The sequence below is a fragment of the Sinomicrobium pectinilyticum genome (assembly GCF_003725735.1).
Lineage (GTDB): Bacteria > Bacteroidota > Bacteroidia > Flavobacteriales > Flavobacteriaceae > Sinomicrobium > Sinomicrobium pectinilyticum.
On the sequence record NZ_RJTM01000112.1, the window covers coordinates 1 to 19,755 of the forward strand.

Genomic DNA, 19,755 nt, shown 5'->3' on the forward strand with positions numbered 1-19,755 from the left:
GACAGTAAAAATAAGGCCTCCGAGATTTCGGGGGCTTTTTTTATTTCTACCTGGGGACAATAAAGGATTTCCGGAAAACCTATAATTTTTTCTGCTTGCTTAAGAACTTACCTCGACTTTTTACATTTTAGCGAAAAGCCGAGACAAGCTCTATATATTGTTTATTCCTTAATCACTTTTTTTGTATGGACATTCCCGTTTTTGTCAGTGAACTTTACCAGATAATACCCCTTACGTAACGAAACCAGGGAAATAAATTTTCTTTTGGCCTGTTTTCCGGAATACCTGGTTACCGTCCTGCCAAAGTAATCTACAATAACTATTTCCTCAAGACTTTCAGTACTGTTTATATAAAGTGTATCGTGTACCGGGTTTGGAAAAAGAATAAGTGTCTTTCCGGATTTAGCATCTGTTGTTGTCATAATATCAGTGTTTGAACCGGAATCTGCACCTGTACAAGAAGGGGCAATTGTCATGAGATTGAGTATGTAATAGCCAGAATCCGTATTTCCTGCCGGTTTTGATATTTCTATCCGGATAGTTCCCAGTGAGTCGGGACGGATTTTGTAGATTTCCACGACCTCCGAAGTGTTAAGTGCGGCATTCAGTATTCCTTCACCTTCATTAGAGCCTGTTACCTTATAACGAGTATACCTATCTCCGATAGTAAGGGTACTACCGCCATAAAAGGAAAAATCAAGATCCTGTTCCGTATCAAGCCCTTTTAGCAACAGGCAGGCAGATTCCATATCCGTACCAGAATAAAAAAAATCTGCGGTAGCCGCTTGTTCAAATCCGGTTTCGGTTTCAGTTAATCCCCCCGAGGATATCCCTGTAAAACCTTCGACAACTTCCAGTGAAATCCGTGTTTCCCCTCCTATGGAATCTATTAAATTAGGAATTTTACTGCCTGTCAAACGGCTGTTTTCATTCATATTATTCCAGGGAAAGGGAGACTGCATATTTATTTTACCAAAATCTATATAAACCGGGGACTCCAGGGTATTGATAAGGGGCCTTCCATTTTTATTCAGGTAAACAAAATGGACCTTATTGTCAGTAAGGGGGATTTCCTGTCCGCAGAACGTGACAGTTGCAGTTACATCCACAGCCCATATTGCCAACACTTTTTTGTTGTCTTCAGCTCTATCGAATACCAGTGCCCAGATATCCGGATCGCCCATGTTCCGGCGTTCTTCAAATGTCGGGTTTTGTCCCAGGGCTTCGGTCAATTCCTTGTAGGCGTGATACGCTGGCTTGGGATTCCAGTTCCAGCCCAACAGTCCGAAATTATGTTCACGTTCATAGGGAGAATAGCCATCATTATGCAGGTCGTACCAAAACATTTTTTCCACTCCGAGTGATAAATAGGTCAGGTAAACCCTTTGCAACAGATTAGCCTGTTCTTCCCATGTGTAGCCCGCATCCACCGCAGCGGTACTCATAAGTACGCCTCCCTGCCAGTCACCATAGGTATAAAGCGACATTCCTTCTGCAACCCGGTTTCCATCACTCCGCAGGGCTGTAATGATCGGATAATAGGTATCCCCTTCTTCCATGCCTTCTCCTGACAAGTAACGGGTCAGGTAAACATTATCCACTGCCGGCAGCCCTTCGTTTAACGCATCTTCAGAAGTCTTTACACTGGAAGAATTATACGGGTAATCCCCGGTCCAGAATGCCTCAAACTTCATTCTAAACATAGGATAGGTAATGTTATGACGCTCCTTGGTCTGCCAGATACCATTTTCGTCCAGGTATCGGACATAGTAAAATGGCAGTTTATTTACGGCAAGCAACAGTCCTCCTTTCTTCACATATCCCAAAAGCGGTTCCAGGAGCGGTTCGTCTATAGTAGTCCCTTCTGCCCCTATGAGTACCGGATATTCATCCGGGTCTAACGCCTGTAATTCGGTAAATGGAATGGCCACTATACTATCTTCACTGATACCGGGCAGCCAGTTACGGGAGCGTTCCACTTCATCCAGATCGGTTATCCGGGGGGAAACTGCAATCCCTACTTTCAGGTCTTTCAAATTCGCAGGCGGGGTCTTGCCCAGTTTTTTCAGCCCATAACCAATGGCCTTCAGCATAAAGTCCGGCTGCTGGTTCATCAACGGACTTTGAAATGACGTGGTCCCGAATTCGGTGATCCAAATGGGAATGTCGCCATCTCCATAATTGGCCATAACTTGTTTGAATTCTCCCATCACCCGTTTGGCCCGCAAGCTGCGATCAGGCCCTTCATTGTAGGGATGGACCGCAATAATATCAAAGTAGTCTTTTGCTCCTGCCTCATACATAGCTTTCAGGTATTCTGTATTCCAGCCAGTCAAACCGCCCACTACTACCTGGAGTTCCGGATCAATGGCCTTGATCTCTTCATAAGCCGCCTGTAACAGGGGTACATATTGGTTAGCATCGGGATGTGGCCTCCAGAATCCTCCATCTTCTTCGTTCCATATCTCCCAGTATTTTAGTTTGTCCTTGTACCTGGTTACCGTAGCCCGTACATAGTCCCGCCAGGCGTCCAGGTGTTCGTATAAAGGGGTAACGTCCGGCCTTGATCCCTGAATCTCGTTATCAAATCCCTGTAATACCGGTAAAAACATTATACCATATTCTTCTGTTTTGGCTATAAGATCGTCATAACGTTCAAAATTCATTGTTGCGGGATCTTTACAGATATAGGCAAACGAAAAATCCTCTCGCATCCACCTGATATCTGCATCCTCTACCAATCCGAATGATTTGTCAATATTGGCTAATTCTTCAGCCCTGTGGGGGTGTGCTGCCACACCCCAGGGCACTCTAAGTATATCGATCTCCTGGGAAAATCCGCAGTTCGTTAAAATGGAGAAAACTAAGGTGGGTAATATTTTTTTCATTATTAAAAGTTTTTAGTGATGGCTGATTTATTGGTGATGGATAATTTGGCGACCATGAATTAAGGTGTTGGTGGTTACTCACAGTGTATATCCTGTGAAACACCCCTGGTAACCGGGCTATAACTTAATGTTTTATTCATACTAATCCTGTTTTTGTTTTTTTAATACCAGGAACCCTGAATAGCACAATACCCATTAATGCGAGCGCAATTATCACTCCCACAGTGACCGAAAAAACTATCGGAAATGAGAAACCCTCCGGAGCCAGCAGGATATAGGCAACCACTACAGCCGTCATAAAAACCGACGGGATCAGTGCAATCCAGTAGTTCTTGTCCTGACGAATGAGATACACGCTCACCGTCCATAGTACTATTGTAGCCAGCATCTGGTTGGTCCAGGCAAAATACCTCCATATTACCCCAAAGTTGACAAGGGTGAGTAAATACCCCACCAGAAAAAGTGGGATGCTGATCATCAACCTGTTTTTGATCGATTTCTGATCTGCTTTCATAAAGTCAGCAATAATGATCCTTGCACTCCTGAAAGAAGTATCTCCTGAAGTGATCGGAGCCGCGACAACCCCTAAAATTGCCAGTAAGCCCCCCAGAGTACCCAATGCGCCATTGGAAATCTTGTTGACCATCAGGGCGGTGTTGTCACCATTATTGAGCATTTCCATATTGAGTTCCTTTATACCTCCGAAAAAGCCCATACTAATGGCTGCCCATATCAAAGCCACCATTCCTTCCGTTACCATCGCTCCATAAAACACCTTTTTGCCTTGCTTCTCATTACTGATACACCTCGCCATTAAAGGTGATTGCGTAGCATGAAATCCTGAAATAGCTCCACAAGCAATGGTTACAAAAAGCATGGGAAATACCGGGAAATCCTCTGATTCATAATGAAAGTTTGTAAAACCAGACAACCCCAACTCCGGAACATTCATGCCCTGGAAAATCATGGCAGCAAAAAGACCTAAAGACATAAACAACAGGGCAAAACCAAACACCGGATATAACCTCCCTATAATCTTGTCAATTGGCAAAATGGTGGACAGCATGTAATAAACCAATATGATCATGGTCCACCCAAAAAGGCTAATGGTCCCTTCTGTCATTCCTGCCAGGATCTTTGCAGGGCCCAGCAAAAAAACTGCACCTACAATGATCATTAATAGTACGGTAAATCCTCGCATAAACTGCTTAATCCAGCTCCCAAGGTAATACCCCGATACTTCCGAAACACTCTCTCCTTCATGACGCACGGACAGCATTCCGCAGAAATAGTCATGCACTCCACCGGCAAAAAGGCTGCCCAGCACAATCCATACAAAAGCCACTGGCCCCCATAATGCCCCTGCAACTGCTCCGAAAATAGGGCCAAGGCCTGCAATATTCAAAAACTGGATCAGGAAGATTTTCCATAATGGTAGCTTCACAAAATCTACCCCATCTGTTTTGGATATAGCGGGTGTTGGCCGCTCCGGCTCTGCTCCGAAGATCCTTTCTATAACTTTACCGTAGAACCGGTAGCCGAGAATTAGTATAATTATTGAAATACATAAGGTTATCATAATCATTTATCGGATTACCTCCATTTTTTAGGGTTAAAGAGCAGTATTTCAGCTTTACTGGCTTTGGCAAAACAAAAATTACATCTCCTCTTTCAATTTTATTTTTATTTTGTGTTTCCCGGGTTTCAACCGGATAACCTTTCTATTCCTTATCATAGTACTCTCCATATTTATTTCTAATAAAGGCACATGTTCCACATTAAAATAAGCCAATGTATTTCCGGGAATTTCAATATTATATACCCCATATTGCCCTGTCTTTTTATAAGAAGCTATAATAGCTCCTTTAATTGTAGGGACTTTAATTTGAGTAGACTCTATCCGGGACATCCGGGGTTTTATGCTAAATTCACTGAATCCTGCAGCTGTTGGGATTATCCCCCATAATCCTCTAGGGATAATATTTGCCGGGGCGGCACCCCAGGCATGATTCCAATCGGCATTTGGCTTATATTTCATATCCCATGCTTCTAAGGTTATCGTAGACCCTGCTTTGATCATATTATACCAACTCCTGTCAGAATCTGAGGTCAAAAGATCTAAAGCGTAATCAGCTTCATTGGCATTATACAATCCTTCCAAAAGGTATTGGGCGCCATAGACACTACAGGCCATACCTCTGGATTTAATAAAATCAACCACATTATTTTTGAATTGCCCGGGAACAATATTAAATGCCAATGCCAGCATATTAGCATGTAAAGAAGAATGAGTAGTCCCTTCTCCATCTATATATACTTTTTTTTCTTCATCAAACAACACCTTGTTGATGGCCTCATATACTTTTTCCTGCTTATTTTTAAATGCTATTGCCTCGTCTTTTTTGCCCAGAAGTCCGGCAAAAAAAGACATGATTCTAAGGTTTTCATAATAAAAACAATTCACAACAGTATTGATGGGCATTAACACATATCCATCTCTTTCTCCTTTTTCGGTATACAATTTCCAACCGGTATCCTTTTGTGCCGGGGGCCAGTCCACAATATCATTTAAACGGGCTTTGGTATCTCTAAAACCCAAGCCCTTCATAAAATCATCAGTGACCTTTTCGGAATGAGTTGTAATCAGTCCATCTTCCCGTGCCAATTCCATAAGGGTCTTGTTTTTTAACTTATCGTAATACTTTTTAATCAAATTGGGATTGCCGGTATACATATAGTCCTGATAAAACATGAGAGCCATATGTAGTTGCCATTCTGTCGGCCAGGTAGGGTTTTCCATCAAATGTTCGATCGTTCTCCGGGCATTTGAATATTCTCTATCCACCGAATAATGGCTCAGCTGATTGATATAGGCATCTGCTTCATAGGATATTCTTTCCCGGTCCCCATCAATATAAATCCCTGCAAAAGAAGTTGCTTTAACAGAATATTTACATAAATCCCAAACCTGGTTAAGTGTAGTGTCTGAACTGGAAAACTCACTTGAATTATCTTCAAAATAGCTATAAAAGACTTTCTGTGTTATCTCCTGTTTTGATAATTTTCCATGATAATTTTCAACCTCAGCATAGCGAAATGGAATTAAAACAGGAAAAGAATCGGGTAAATGCACTGCATCAGTACCGGTATTCCTTTCATCAGGAGAAAGATTTAATTCATATTTTTCTTTCGATGGACTGACAGGGATCTTAACTTCCCTATATCGGATAGATCCCTGAGGGTTTCTATTGATCCGTCCGTGCTTAAGTTGTTCGCCGACACTAACGATCAATGTATCTTCAGTCTTCGCCCGGTAATCAAAATTCAACGTGCCAAATGCATCTTTCCCAAAATCGATAAAATATGTCCCTCCTGGTAATTTTTCAATTACCCCCGGAGAAACCTCTTCTACCTGGAATTTATTTAGAGTGGTTATATATTTATTGCCATTCTTAGATACCATAAAGGTTTTAATTTCCGAATAGCCGGATTCCTCATACCCTTCTCCCCATAATTTGACTTTCCAGTAATACCTGTTATTTTCTACCAATGGTCTCCCTTTGTAAGGAACTGTGGATGATTCATTCGACAAAACCTTTTTGCTGTCCCATAAATCCCCGATATTATTCTCTATTTTCTCTTTAGATGATGACACTAAAATCCTGTAGGCAGATTGTTGTTTCATTCCCTTTGGCAACACCCAGCTAAAAACTGGGAAACCTGTGTTTACCGCTACGTCATTATCCCTCAGATATTCAATCATTAAACCGTATGGTATCTCCTTTTCAGAATTGGAAATATCAGAACCTGTTTTCGGGGACCCGCAGGATAACATATTGAATATTACTAGGTACAAACCTCCTAATGCAATTGCTTTTTTCATCTGTACTTTTTTGTTAGTTCGACAGGCTTACTGTAAATTTTCATAGGTCATACTTCGACAAGTGATACACTGGGTTTACCCAAGTGCTCAGCACAGGCATGGAATGCCCCAATAACATATCGGTTGGTTTGCAAGAATTGTTAATGGGCATTTCATAAAATAAATTATTCTTTCTTGTTTCCTGACCAGGCAAGATACTCTTTGGCTTTCCGGGAAATATAGGGATTACCTGAGTGAGCCAAGCCATTTACCGTGTGAAGGGTCGTCCCGTCAACCACCTCGTGTTCTTTAAATATTTCAAGAATCAAGACTTTTAATGGGATTTCCATATCAGAAATGCGGGAATTGAATTGCTCTACTGTTTCAGGAAATAATTGAGAGGTTTCCCCGAACAATTCCAAGATTCTTTTTTTCCGACCAAAATCCAACCCGTTTAGGCTCTCCAAGAGCTTCAGTTGTACCGTAATGTTCTCCAGATCTTTTGGTTCCAAAGCATGTATGGCCTTTTCCGAGAGAGAGTAATTTTCACTACGGATCATATCCAGCACTTGTTCCTGCAGACGGGGATATTCTTTCAACTTTCCTTTGACATTCTCCAATCCCCAGAAAACATCGTAGAGGTTATTACTTCGGATAACCTCCAGCATAAACTCTTTCCCCCAACACTGCATGGTCCAGTCCCTAACCAGTTGTTGTGTGGGACCATAAAGGATTGTATATAATTTATAGGTAGTATAAGCAGCACCTTCTATCACATATTGCAGTAGATTTTCAGAAGTAGCCCCGCTTACTCCGTCCAATTCTCCCTTGAGGGGTGTAGAAGTCAATACCAATTCATTGAAGGTAATTTTCCCCAGCGGAAGGTCAGGATCTGCCAACAATTCATTCAACCGCTGATATTCCTTATCGGTAAAAGGGTCATGGTCCTTTTTACTTAGAAATTCATTTTCCGGGAGTTCAAAACCCAAATATCGCCCTGTGGGATTCCAAAAAAGCGTTATAACCAGTTGCCTGCATTTGTTGTCAAAGCAAACTGCAGTTTTGACTTCCCGTGTATAATAAACCGGCACCCCATCTGCGGACAAGTGTTGAAACAAGCTATCATTGGGCATCTCCTCTTCCAGAGAAACAGTCCTGGCTTTCACCCCGGCTATGGGACGGTTAATGGTCTGCTTCCGGAAATACCTGATCGGATCTTGAGGTGTTTTTTGGCCCATACTCCAATATAAGACCGCCACCAGAAAAAAGACGAGGGATTTAGTCATTGAAAGTTCCATATTATGATATCTAAATTCAAGATTTTGGCACAATTCCTCCGTGCTGTTCCAATAGCTTTCTAAGATCATCCATATCCACTTCGCCTGGAGAAATATTTTGTTGATTGGCCAAAATAGTGGCCGCTGCTGCTGCCTGCCCCATCCCCATGCAGGAAGCCTGTACCCGTAGGGCAGAGTTGGCAAGCCGATCACTGCTCAGACAACGTCCGGCAACAATGAAATTTTTACTGTTTTTAGGGATAAGGGAGCGAAGAGGCACGGTAGCTACTACCCCTTCGGCCAAATGCCTGGGGGTCACTCCATGTTCAGTATGCAGGTCGATCGGATAATATGAGTAGGAGACGGCGTCCTTGAAGACACGTCCGGTCACATAGTCTTCCCTGGTCACACGGTAAAGACCATCGATCCGGTAGGTTTCTCTTACCCCTACTTCAGTTCGCATATCCGCGATCCTGATATTTTCACATCCCGGCAGCTTTTTAAGGAACTTCAGATGTTTATACAGGGAAGTCCTTCCCATGATGTTGGCCTGGGTATGGGATTCGGAAGTAGTGGAATCCGCACCTTTAATGTGTTGGATATTGTCTCCCTTTGTCTTTAGCAGGGCAACGATGTCTCCCCTGAATTCGGATCGAACCAGCTCCCCTCTGGATACGGCATCGTTATAAGCTGATCTTATCAGATTCAGGTCCAGCTTTTCCATATCATAGCCTTCAAGGGTAAACATCAGCGTCCCGGGTTGGGTTTCTTTTTCTCTTATAAGGTCAAATCCGGCTATGGATGCTGCGATCGCATTACCCGAACAATCGATGATCTGCCTGCATCGGATCTGCACATGTATTCCTTTCCCCACAGTTTCCACCAGCCAATGATCGTTCCGAAAGGTAATTTGGGTAGGCGTTTCATAATACCTGATCTCCACTCCGGCATCGATGCACTTTTGTTCCAGCAGCATTGAGTATAGTTGCCCATTGAGCCGGATTTGATGTCTCCAGTGTTGCCGGCCATGAGGCATTGAAAAATCAGGAAGGGTATCTCCATTCAGTGCTACCGCTTCCTGGACAATTTCCCAACCTATACCACTGATAACCTGCTTTCCCCAGGCGTGAAAGATCCCCGGAAAAGCCACTCCGGCAGTAGTTGTGGTCCCTCCCAGCTGGCTTTGACATTCCAAAAGGGTAACTTTCTGACCGGCACGGCCGGCTTGTATGGCAGCTATTGCTCCTGCCGTTCCACCCCCTACCACGAGGATATCCGTCTCCATGGTCCTGAACCGGATTTTATAGGGCTTTTTTAATATTTCTCCTTGTGAAAGACCAGGCATCGCCATACCTAACGACAGGACTCCGATCCTGGTCAGCATATCTCTTCTTTTCATAATTTCTTTGCGAATTTGGCATAGAAGCCCCTGAAAGTGCTTGTTTTTACACTTTCCGGAACCTCCTTCTGATTTGTTTAATAATGGTTAGTAGCCAGGGTTCTGGTCGGTTTCCGGATTGATAGCTCCGTTGAAATTGATCTCCGAAATTGGAATAGGCCATAGATAGTGTGCCTCGGCAATGGCCAAACCTTTGTTTTTCATGATCATTTCCTGGGCTTTCCCGGTACGCTTTAGATCGAGCCATCTTTTGCCTTCGAACTGAAATTCATAACCTCTTTCCTGCAGAACTGCCTCCAGGAACCGGGCCGATTCTCCGCTACTGAATTTCAGATCCACTTCTGACTCCATACCGGAGTCAAGCCCGTAAGCCCTGCGATGGACCTGGTTTAGCGCATCAATTGCCGCACTTGTAGGTCCTCCGGATACCCGGGCTTCGGCCTCGGCAAAAATCAACAATACTTCAGCATACCTGTAAACAGGCAGGTCGTTGCCTCCGTCATTCCGGGAGACCGCAGCGGGTTCGACATATTTACTGCTTACTAAGGTCGTGGTCCCTAAACCAAAATCGACCTGGTCCCAAAGGCCTTTTCTCAGGTCTGCATCATCCCATTCGGTATAAAAGGGATTGGCTGCGTCGCCATAGTGGGCATATGCACCCCCAAAATTGAAGTGTCCTGTGTCCGGGTGATTGAGTATCCATAAGATAAAATTCCCCTGGTCGGTGTCCCGCGAATATTTAAAATAGAAGATCTCCTCTGTACTTGTCAACAGATCTGCCCCAAATATGTTCGTTTGAATATCTTTAACAGAAGTCACAGGTACCAGTGAAAAATTTCCGGACCGGATGACTTCCCCGCTCTTTTGCAGGGCCATCTCATAATCACCCAGATTGAGATAAACATCTGCCAGTAGTGTCTTAGCAGCATATACCGTAGGGCGCCCCACCTGCCTGGGAGATTCATCCAGATACTGCTCGGCAAACCGGAGGTCTTCTACGATCAGTGCATAAACCTCATCTACAGTGCTCCGGGGCAGGTCGCCCTGTTGCATATTTTCTTCTGTCCGAAGGGGAACACCTCCCCAGTTTCGGACCAGGTCAAAATAGGTTAAGGCCCTAAGGAACCTGGCCTCTGCAACATAGAAATCCACCTCTTCCTGGCTGATAGCATCCCCATTGGGGGCATTTGCAATAACCAGATTGGCATTGCGGATGGCCTTGTAAAAAGAATCCCACCGCGCTCCTGCCGCATTTGCATTCGAGGTATTGAGACCGGCGAAGTCATTATATTGTGCCCTGCTCCCCCGACCATAACCCCAATCTGAATGGGCATCCAGGATAACGATCTGTTCAGCACGTATCGATCGCAGAGGTGTGTAAATGGCATTCACCGCAGATTCCACATCTTCAGGAGTATTATAGAAATTTTCCACGGCAACGCTCTTCGGATTTTCTTCCAGTAGGCCCTCACAGGAGACCATTGCCAAAACGCAAAATCCAAGTAGTATATGGTTTAGAATAGTATGTTTCATCTTTTCAGAATTTTATCGGTTTTAAATCCTTTTTAGGAACTATAATCCCAATCGCAATCCCACGGTTAACGATTTCGGAATAGGATATGAGTAATGGTCTATACCCAACTGTGTGCCGGCTCCTCGGGAGTTCACTTCAGGGTCCCACCAGGAGTATCTGGTAAAAGTGATATAATTCTGTGCACTCACATACATCTGTATATTTCTAAACCCGGCCTTTTCAGATATCCCGGCCGGGAGGTTGTAGGCCAGTTGAATATTCTTGAATCTCAGATAGGAACCATCTTCCACGAAACGGTCGGACATTCGCGCCGAGACATTCCGGCTGATCAAGGGATATTTGGCATTTTGGTTTTCCGGTGTCCAATGGTCATAGAGAACCTCTTTGGGCATATTCATACCCTGACCGTAATCCAGGGTGCTGGGAATAGAACTCACATTTAAGATATCGTTGCCCTGCGATCCCTGGATAAATAGGGTCAATTCGAAGTTCTTGTAACGCATACTGGAATTCAACCCGTAGATGAATTTCGGGTTGGGGTCACCGATATAGGTTTTATCATTTGCCGTGATCTTCCCATCGCCATCCAGGTCCTGGAATTTGATCCTTCCTCCCTCATCGTATCCGTCTTCTTTAAATCCCCAGAACTGTCCTATGGGCCTCCCTTCCTTTAGAATGGTTGCATTGTCTCCAACGACCAGCACGTTTATAGAAGCCCCTAAAATATCCTCGCCATTGTATAAGCTGACCACCTTGTTCCTGTTGAATGAAATATTTCCAAACAGGTCCCATTCAAACATGCTACCGGAGAGGATTCTGGTATCCAGGCCTAACTCGATTCCTTTATTTTGAACCTTTCCGACATTTTGCACCGTAGAGGTAAATCCCAGTGAACTTGGAAGCCTGACCACATTGAGCAGGTCTCTGGTATTCTTCACATAGAAATCTGCATTGAACACCATCCGGCCTTCCCATAGGCCCAAGTCCAATCCTAGGTCGAATTGTTCGGTAGTTTCCCATTTCAGGTCTCCCGGCAATGAAGAACCCGGAGCAAAGGTGTTGACCAACTGATCATCAAATACGGTATTTCCGGGACTCAGCTGATTGAGCGTAGTATAAGGACTGATCGCCTGACTACCAGTCAACCCCCAACTTCCGCGTATCTTAAGATCTGAGATCAGGGAATTATCCTTTAAAAATTCTTCTTCAGACAGTTTCCATGCTACAGCCCCGGAAGGGAAATACCCCCACTTATTGCCCGGACTGTACCTGGAGGATCCATCTGTCCTGAAACTAAAGGTAAAAAGGTACCTGTCCGAATAGGTATAATTAATCCTTCCCAAATAAGAAAGCAGGACGGATTTACTGTAACTACTGCCCGGGACGTTGTGATTTTGGGCAGCTCCTAAATTATGGGTTTCAAACTCATCACTCAAAAAGCCAACTCCACTGGCACTTAGGGTTGTCTTCACAAAATCCTGATAGGTAAATCCTGCCAATGCTGAAAAACGGTGTTTTTCCCCAAATACCTTATTGTAAGCGAGGGTGGTTTCACTGAGCAGGCTTCTAAACTGACCGGTGCTTACCCCTGCAATTCCTTCTGAATTATAGAAATTCCGGGATCTGTAACCATCAGACCGGTCATCCCTGTTTTCGATACCTCCAGCTACTTTCAGTGTTAGTTCCTCGATGGGTTGATAGGTAAATGCCAGTCGACTCAGGACCACATTTGCCTTTGTGACATTGCTCAATTCGTTGATAAAATTCAAGGGGTTGATGATATCGGGGGCTACAAAAGGAAATTCATTTCCCAATACCGTATAGTTCCCGTTTTCATCATAAGGTTGGGAAATCGGAGCTGCGGAAAGGGCTGCACCGATCATTGAATTTCCCCGATGCCCTCCCCCGCTATCTTTTCGTTCTGTCTTCAGGTGGGTAAGTGTGGTGTTGAAGTTGACGCTTATTTTTTCGCTTATATTATGATCCAGGTTCAACCTCAGGGAGTACCGGTTATAATCACTGCCCTTTATAATCCCTTCCTGACCAAAGAAACCTCCGGCCAATGAAAAGCGTGTCTTGCTGTTTCCGCCGCTTACATTCAGGGAGGTGGAAATTATAGGTGCATCCTGAAAGATCAGGTCCTGCCAATCATATCCTTCGGAATAGGAATTGATCTGTTGATCGGTAAAATACAACGGAATATTGTCGTTGGCTGCCTGGAGATTCTGGAACCGTGCATATTCTCTGGCGTTCATCAAACTGAGCTTTTTCCGCAGGGACTGCATGGAGGTACTTGTTTCAATATCTATCCGGGTTTTCCCTTCCTTTCCCTGCTTGGTGGTAATCAGCACCACACCATTGGCTCCCCGCGATCCATAAATCGCTGTAGCGGAAGCATCTTTCAACACTTCTATACTTTCAATATCACTATTATTGAGCTGGGTGGGATTTCCGGAGAAGGGAAAACCATCCACTACATATAACGGATCATTCCCACCCTGAACCGAATTGGTTCCCCTGATCCTTACACTGATGGGCGATCCCGGAGATCCATTATTCTGGATTACCTGAACCCCTGCCGCTCTGCCGGAGACCGCCTGCAATACGTTAGAAGCCGGAAAAGCATTGATATCTTTAGATTTCACCTGGGATACGGATCCGGTCAGGTCACTTTTCCTGACAGTCCCGTAGCCAATCACCACAATTTCCTCCAACCCTTGGGCATCTTCAGCCAGTTGAACCTTAATTTCGGTATTCTGTCCAACCGGGACATCCTTGGTTTCATAACCTATAAAGCTAAAGGAGAGCACAGCATCCGGCCTGGAGACCTCCATGGTGAAATTTCCATCAAAATCTGCCACAACACCGTTGGAAGTCCCCTTCTCTATAATATTAGCACCCGCCAACGGTATTCCTTGTTTATCTTTAACACTACCCGTTACCTGATATTGTTGCCTTAATTCCTTAACAAGAGTACTTTCTGTAATAAGAATGGTATTGTTTCCCAGCGAAAAGTCCAGGTTATTCCTTCGCAATATTTGGTCCAGTAATTCAGAAACCGTAAATTCTCCCTTTTTCAATTGAAATTTTGGTAAATCCTTAAAGAACTCCTTAGGGTAGATGAAATTATAGTTGGTTTGTTCTCCAATAATTCTGAATACTTTATCTGCGGTAACGTATTGATCCTCTTCAATTATTACCTTTCCCTGGGAAAACGATTTTTCTGTATTAAAGCAAAAAACCGTGGTGCACACTAAAAAGAAGAAGACTTTCATAACCATCATTAGTATTCGTTTTCTCGTAGGAAAACAAACCTCAATAAATTTAATTTCCATAAATTTGTTTGGTGTTAGTTAAACATTGGTTAATTAATACATGATGAGGGACGAAGTTTGTGACACGACCAAATGCTTACACTTCGTTCCCTTTTTTATTCTAATACTACAGTCTTACCTTTAATAGTAAAACTCTGAAAGCACCCAAAATTTCGAATAGCCGCAAGTATATCCTCTATCTGTTGATTTTTTCTTAATACACCTACAAATTTTCGGTCTTCGATAGATTTATCTTTTATAATTACGTCAATATTATACCAGCGAGCTAAAACATTCATTATTTCTTTTAATGATTTTTCATCAAAACTAAACACTCCTTCCTTCCAGGATATTTCATTATATATATCAACAGAGGTTATGTTTAACGAGTTTCTGTCCAGATCTATACTCAACTGTTCACCAGGAATTATTTTTCGTGTTTTGTCTCCATAGGTAATTGTTACTTTACCTTCTACCAATGTGGTGTAAATATTAGCTTCATCCCTATAGGCTTTAACATTAAATTCGGTACCCAATACATGAACCTCCTGTCTGTTGCTATAGACTTTGAAATCTGCTCCTCCGTGCCTGGTACTCGGAGATACATCGAAAAAAGCCTCTCCATATATCAATTCAACTTCCCTTGTCCTTCCCTGGGCAAAATTCACCGGGTATTTCAATTGAGATTCAGAGTTCAGCCATACTTGGGTATCATCAGCCAATTTGATAAAAAACTGACCTCCGCGAGGAACAGTTAAATAATTATATTCTATTTTGGATTCTTTCGGATTGCTTTTATCGTAAAACAGTTGTTCCCCATCACTTTTTGCATTTTTCACTTCCGTGGACTTTCCTTTCTCTAGCAGAATTTGTGAACCGTCCTCTAAGGTAAGTATGGCTTTATTTTCACCGATCCGGATATTATTATCCAGTGCCACAGGCAAGTTTTTCCCCGCATGGTTTTCCTCAAAATTTCCTAAAAAATAACTACCAATTATCATCCCCACGACAACCACTGCTACTGCAGCATATTTGATCACTGGCTGTTTTCTCAATCTGTAACTCCATGATTTTTCACTGTGTAATGTGTTCAGAAAACGTTGTAACTCTTTCTCTACATCAATATCATTTGCGCTGTATAAAACCAAATAATGCGTACGAACAAAATCTTTAAATACCTGTTCGTTTTCAGGATTCCTGATCCATTCGGAGAGTATGTCCAAATCCCTGGTCGTTGCCGACCTGTTTATATATTTTATTATTAATTCTTCAATATTTGTTGACATCATGACAAAGGATTCTATTCCTTATTACAAGACAAAATTTTAAAACCCTTGCTTTTTTTGTATTTTTTTTGAGCATAATTAATATTTTAGGATATTTACATCCTTTTTATTTAGCATTTGTAGATTTTGACTATGTATAACCCATATAAAGATTATCAGGAGTTTATACTACAACTGAAAAAAGGAAATGAAAATGCGTATGCCCATCTTGTAACTACATATTACAAGAAGCTATTTATCTATGCCTTAAGTCTGACTCACGATCATGGCAGTGCAGAGGATATAGTTCAAAATGTTTTTTTAAAGACCTGGGAATCCAGAAATCGGCTTAACCCGGTATATTCTATAAAAAATTTTTTATATAAAACTACCTATAATGAGTTCACCAACCACTATCACAAAACGAAAGCAAACTCTCAATTAGAACATACCTATGTGGAAACAATGAACGAAATTATTGAAGAGAATGAACCAGAATTATTAAAACAGAAGATCGCCATTATATTTGATGAAATTAATCTATTGCCTAATAAATGCAAAAAAACACTCTTACTCCGGGTAAAGGAGGGGTTGACCAATATCGAAATTGCAGAATATATGAATGTATCCGTTAAAACTGTCGAGGGGCATCTCACTAAAGCCTATAACCAGTTACGAAAAAACCTTACAAACCGACTAAAATAAGATTACTGCACATAAAACTATGATTCCCCGGTAAGACTCAAAAGGTACCATTCCAATGACTGGCGGCTTGCCTACAAAGAAACATTCAATTCCAAAACGCAAGTCCGGCCAAAAGAAAAGGCTCTGTAAACAAATAATTTGATCAGTTATTCATATCCCAGTCATCTGTTCGAAATGATAATGCGGGGAGGCCTTCAGTATTAAAGAGATCGCCCATGGCATAGTCCTGACATGCATAACGGACGGCTACCGGGTTCTCTACATTTTCCGAAGGTAACAGTGTCATCCCTTCTTTGGTAATAATGGTTTTAGCAGGATAAAAAACCTTAATGTTATAATATTTTTATAAGGCTTAACCTTTATTTTATACAGTATGCAGAGCATCTTTTTTGCTATTTTTATCACTTATCATTATTTTATTAATGCAGTGATTTAAACTTTTTAAAAAATAAAAGAAGGGTTGAAGATATTTGTGTTGCGAAACATACAATTATCAAAACCAATCCTTTATGTACTCTGTACTTGACAAAGATACAATGGCATTGGAAATAGTACCATACCTACCTAAGACTCATCGCGGATTTGCCCCTATTGTTCCATTGGTTGAGATTGTTAACGCCTTCCTCTACAAGTTCAAGACCGATGTCCAATGGCATCAACTGCCTGTAAAAGCTCTTTTAGACAGTGAAGTGCTCAGTTGGCAGTCGGTTTACTATCATTATCGTAAGTAATGCCTGTGTCGGTTTTGGAAGGACTCTTGGGTGAGCTTCCTCAACCACCATAAATCAAAACTTGACCTTTCCGGATAGCAGTCACACCTCGACCATCAGGGGCGGGGAACAAGTGGAATACCAAGGCCGTAAGAAGCGTAAAACCACCAGTGCCCCATATCTTAGCGAAAGTCAGTCCCTGCCTTTAGCAATGTCTGAACCTATAGCAGGCAACCATAACAACCTGTATAACATCTAGGTGCAGCTTGAAGTAGTCACTGGTACCCTGAAAGATGCTGAGCTGAGCGTGGAGGGGCTATTCCTTAATGCGGATGTCGGTTTTGAAGCCAAGAGGTTCCGACGGGCTTGTACCCAGAAACAAATCAATGCCAATATCTGCTTCAACAAACGTAACGCAGATAAGGACAGAGACGACTATTTTGACAAAGAACTTTATGACCAGCGCTATGTCATCGAGCGTATCAATGCCCGGATAGGCAGTTTCCGGTCGTTACTAAACGGGTTTGACACCACCGTGGCAAACTTGATAGGGTTTAAACTATATTGCTTTTATTGTATTAGCCTTGAAAAAGTTCAAACCTATCAAAAAGAAAAAAGTTTAAACGAGTTCATAGTATACAAGAAAACAAATGAAATTATAAGAAAGGTATTTTTCCCTACCTTACAAGCAGGGGCACTGGTTCGAATCCAGTAGGCCCCACACCGGTAAACAGAAGGCCTCCGAGGCTTCGGGGCTTTTTTATTTCTATCCGGGACAACATTAGGAGGATTCTCCCGGATCAGGCAAAAATATTAATTAGCCCTTATAAGAAAATGATATGCTTTGGCAAATATAATTTCTACCAGCTACTTATTTCTTTATAAGACCGGATTGCTCCGATCTCCACCACAAGAGGAATACTGACATCCCTATAGCAGCTCCCAAAACACATACACCATTCCATCCCCAACGGGCAAAAGTCATTGTAGAAGCAATAGAACCGGTTGCACTTCCAATGGAATAGAATATCATATACCCTCCGGTGATCCGGCTACGGGCTTCGGGATCAATTTTAAGAATAAGACTTTGATTGATTACATGCACTGCCTGAAGTCCCATATCAAAAATAATAATCCCCAAGATTAGTAACCATAGCGAGTGAAACATCAAAACAGTGGGTAACCAGGATATAAACATTAATACCAATGCCATACCACAAGCCCACCGGGCATAACCCCGGTCAGATAAGCTACCTGCCTTTGCAGCACCGAGTGCTCCCGTGACTCCGGCAAGTCCAAACATCCCAATAGCAGTATGTGAAAAGGAAAAAGGGGGCTGGCTAAGGGGCAGCACCATGGGCGTCCATAAAACCTGTCCTGCAGCAAATATCAGCATAGCCATAAGTGAGCGTATCAGAAACAAAGGATGTTTGCAAAAAAGGACAAATACAGAGCCGAGCAGTTGAGGATAGTTTAGCGAACTCTTCGGTTTTCCGGGGTCCGGAAGTGTACGGAATAATATAATACTCATTACCATCACTATCATCGCTGATATGAGATAGACACTCCGCCATCCTGCTAATTCCGTAAGGACCCCTGCCACGGTCCGGGCCAATAACAACCCGGTAACCACTCCCCCGGTAACAATACCTACCACACGTCCTCTTGTAAGGTTGTCAGTCATATTTGCCGCATAGGCTACTAAGGATTGGGTTACTACGGCCATCAACCCTACCAGGAACATTCCGGCAAGCAACATGAAAGCAGATGTGGCCAACCCGGTAATTAATAAAAACAATCCTAACAAAAGGAATTGAAAAATGATAAGCTTTCGTCCGTTTATCAGATCACCGAGCGGCACGAGTAATAACAACCCTATACCATAGCCTATTTGTGAAATTGTAACTATAATTCCTACTTCGGCATGATCGATATGAAACGTTTCACCCATCAAATCCAGCAAAGGCTGGGCATAATAGACATTTGCGACAGCAAGGCCACAGGCCGTTGCCAATAATACGATATGGGTTGAAGATAAGTTGTTGCGGGTTTTTAGTTCTTTTTTCATACTTTTATACTTGCAAAAAACAAGTACAAAACAACATAATAAACTTGCATTTTGCAAGTAATAATGTCATTTTATGAAAAAGTTTACAAACAGGTCTTTATGCCCTATTAGCACGGCATTGGATATATTTGGAGACAAATGGACACTACTGGTCATCCGGGATATTATTTTTGAAGGTAAATCATCGTATGGAGAGTTTATGCAATCTGCTGAAAAAATAGCCACCAATATTTTAGCCGATCGGTTAGGCGTTCTTGAAGCACAAGAATTAATAGTCAAAGAAAAAGCTCCCGGCAAAAGGGCAAGACACTTTTATCACCCCACCCAAAAAGCCATTGCATTAATTCCTGTTATCGCAGAGCTCATCCTTTGGGGAAATAAATATTACCCGGATACTTATACTCATCCTAAAAGCCTGCTCACCGATCTGAAAACGGATAAAACAAATACTATACGGGCCTACACAGAAAAATTAATGGCCAATTTAAATCATCAAAAAGAAAAAAGAAAAACCTGAAAAAATTTTGCCCCTGGCATTTACAATTTACGACCTTTTGGGATAGTGCCGAAGCTCCTCTTTTGCATTCCGATAAAAGGTCACTCTAAAGTTTCAAATCTTTTAAGAGTCTATGCAGCTTTTGCTTTAGCATCCAATCTGTTTTCGGCTTGGGATATAAAAAAACCCCTCACTGTTTAGTGAAGGGTTTCAAAGAAGGCGGCGACATACTCTCCC

The 19,755-nt window shown here is 42.5% G+C and carries 12 protein-coding genes and 1 pseudogene; 3 read left to right on the forward strand and 10 right to left on the reverse strand.

Features of this window, described 5'->3' with window-relative positions:
- Positions 1-161: 161 nt before the first annotated feature.
- From ED312_RS16980 to ED312_RS17015, 8 genes are all read right to left on the reverse strand, one after another.
- Positions 162-2,888: a T9SS type A sorting domain-containing protein gene (locus ED312_RS16980; protein ID WP_123217225.1), complete on the reverse strand. Its 2,727-nt coding sequence runs from the start codon at positions 2,886-2,888 to the stop codon at positions 162-164.
- Positions 2,889-3,024: 136 nt separating this feature from the next.
- Positions 3,025-4,467, reverse strand: a complete 1,443-nt coding sequence (locus ED312_RS16985) for a carbon starvation CstA family protein (protein WP_123217235.1) — start codon at positions 4,465-4,467, stop codon at positions 3,025-3,027.
- A gap of 78 nt (positions 4,468-4,545) precedes the next feature.
- Complete coding sequence (locus tag ED312_RS16990; protein ID WP_123217226.1) at positions 4,546-6,771, reverse strand: family 78 glycoside hydrolase catalytic domain; 2,226 nt, start codon at positions 6,769-6,771, stop codon at positions 4,546-4,548.
- Between the two features lie 164 nt (positions 6,772-6,935).
- A complete protein-coding gene (locus ED312_RS16995) occupies positions 6,936-8,036 on the reverse strand; it encodes a hypothetical protein (RefSeq protein WP_123217227.1) in 1,101 nt (366 codons plus the stop codon).
- Positions 8,037-8,064: 28 nt separating this feature from the next.
- Positions 8,065-9,426: an FAD-dependent oxidoreductase gene (locus ED312_RS17000; protein ID WP_123217228.1), complete on the reverse strand. Its 1,362-nt coding sequence runs from the start codon at positions 9,424-9,426 to the stop codon at positions 8,065-8,067.
- Positions 9,427-9,513: 87 nt separating this feature from the next.
- The gene (locus tag ED312_RS17005; RefSeq protein WP_123217229.1) at positions 9,514-10,959 is read right to left on the reverse strand and encodes a RagB/SusD family nutrient uptake outer membrane protein; all 1,446 of its coding nucleotides are present in this window, start codon (positions 10,957-10,959) and stop codon (positions 9,514-9,516) included.
- 39 nt (positions 10,960-10,998) lie between these two features.
- Positions 10,999-14,244 carry a TonB-dependent receptor gene (locus ED312_RS17010; protein WP_206363275.1) on the reverse strand — a complete coding sequence of 1,082 codons (3,246 nt, stop codon included), beginning with the start codon at positions 14,242-14,244 and terminating at the stop codon, positions 10,999-11,001.
- A 146-nt stretch (positions 14,245-14,390) separates the two neighbouring features.
- On the reverse strand, positions 14,391-15,563 hold the full coding sequence (locus ED312_RS17015) for a FecR family protein (protein ID WP_123217231.1): 1,173 nt from the start codon (positions 15,561-15,563) through the stop codon (positions 14,391-14,393).
- A gap of 129 nt (positions 15,564-15,692) precedes the next feature.
- Here ED312_RS17015 and ED312_RS17020 point away from each other — a divergent pair, with 129 nt between their 5' ends.
- Complete coding sequence (locus ED312_RS17020; protein WP_123217232.1) at positions 15,693-16,244, forward strand: RNA polymerase sigma factor; 552 nt, start codon at positions 15,693-15,695, stop codon at positions 16,242-16,244.
- A 142-nt stretch (positions 16,245-16,386) separates the two neighbouring features.
- On the opposite strand, the gene ED312_RS23845 is transcribed toward ED312_RS17020, so the two are convergent.
- Positions 16,387-16,530, reverse strand: coding sequence for a hypothetical protein (locus ED312_RS23845; protein WP_170164544.1), 144 nt, complete (start codon positions 16,528-16,530; stop codon positions 16,387-16,389).
- A gap of 223 nt (positions 16,531-16,753) precedes the next feature.
- Between ED312_RS23845 and ED312_RS17025 the strand changes: the two are divergent.
- Positions 16,754-17,577 (forward strand): annotated as a pseudogene (locus tag ED312_RS17025) (IS5/IS1182 family transposase).
- A gap of 248 nt (positions 17,578-17,825) precedes the next feature.
- On the opposite strand, the gene ED312_RS17030 reads toward ED312_RS17025, so the two are convergent.
- Positions 17,826-19,022 carry an MFS transporter gene (locus ED312_RS17030; protein WP_123217233.1) on the reverse strand — a complete coding sequence of 399 codons (1,197 nt, stop codon included), beginning with the start codon at positions 19,020-19,022 and terminating at the stop codon, positions 17,826-17,828.
- Between the two features lie 73 nt (positions 19,023-19,095).
- On the opposite strand from ED312_RS17030, the gene ED312_RS17035 reads away from it, so the two are divergent.
- Positions 19,096-19,539 (forward strand): winged helix-turn-helix transcriptional regulator, encoded by a 444-nt coding sequence (locus ED312_RS17035; protein ID WP_123217234.1) that lies wholly within the window; start codon positions 19,096-19,098, stop codon positions 19,537-19,539.
- The last annotated feature ends 216 nt before the right edge of the window (positions 19,540-19,755 follow it).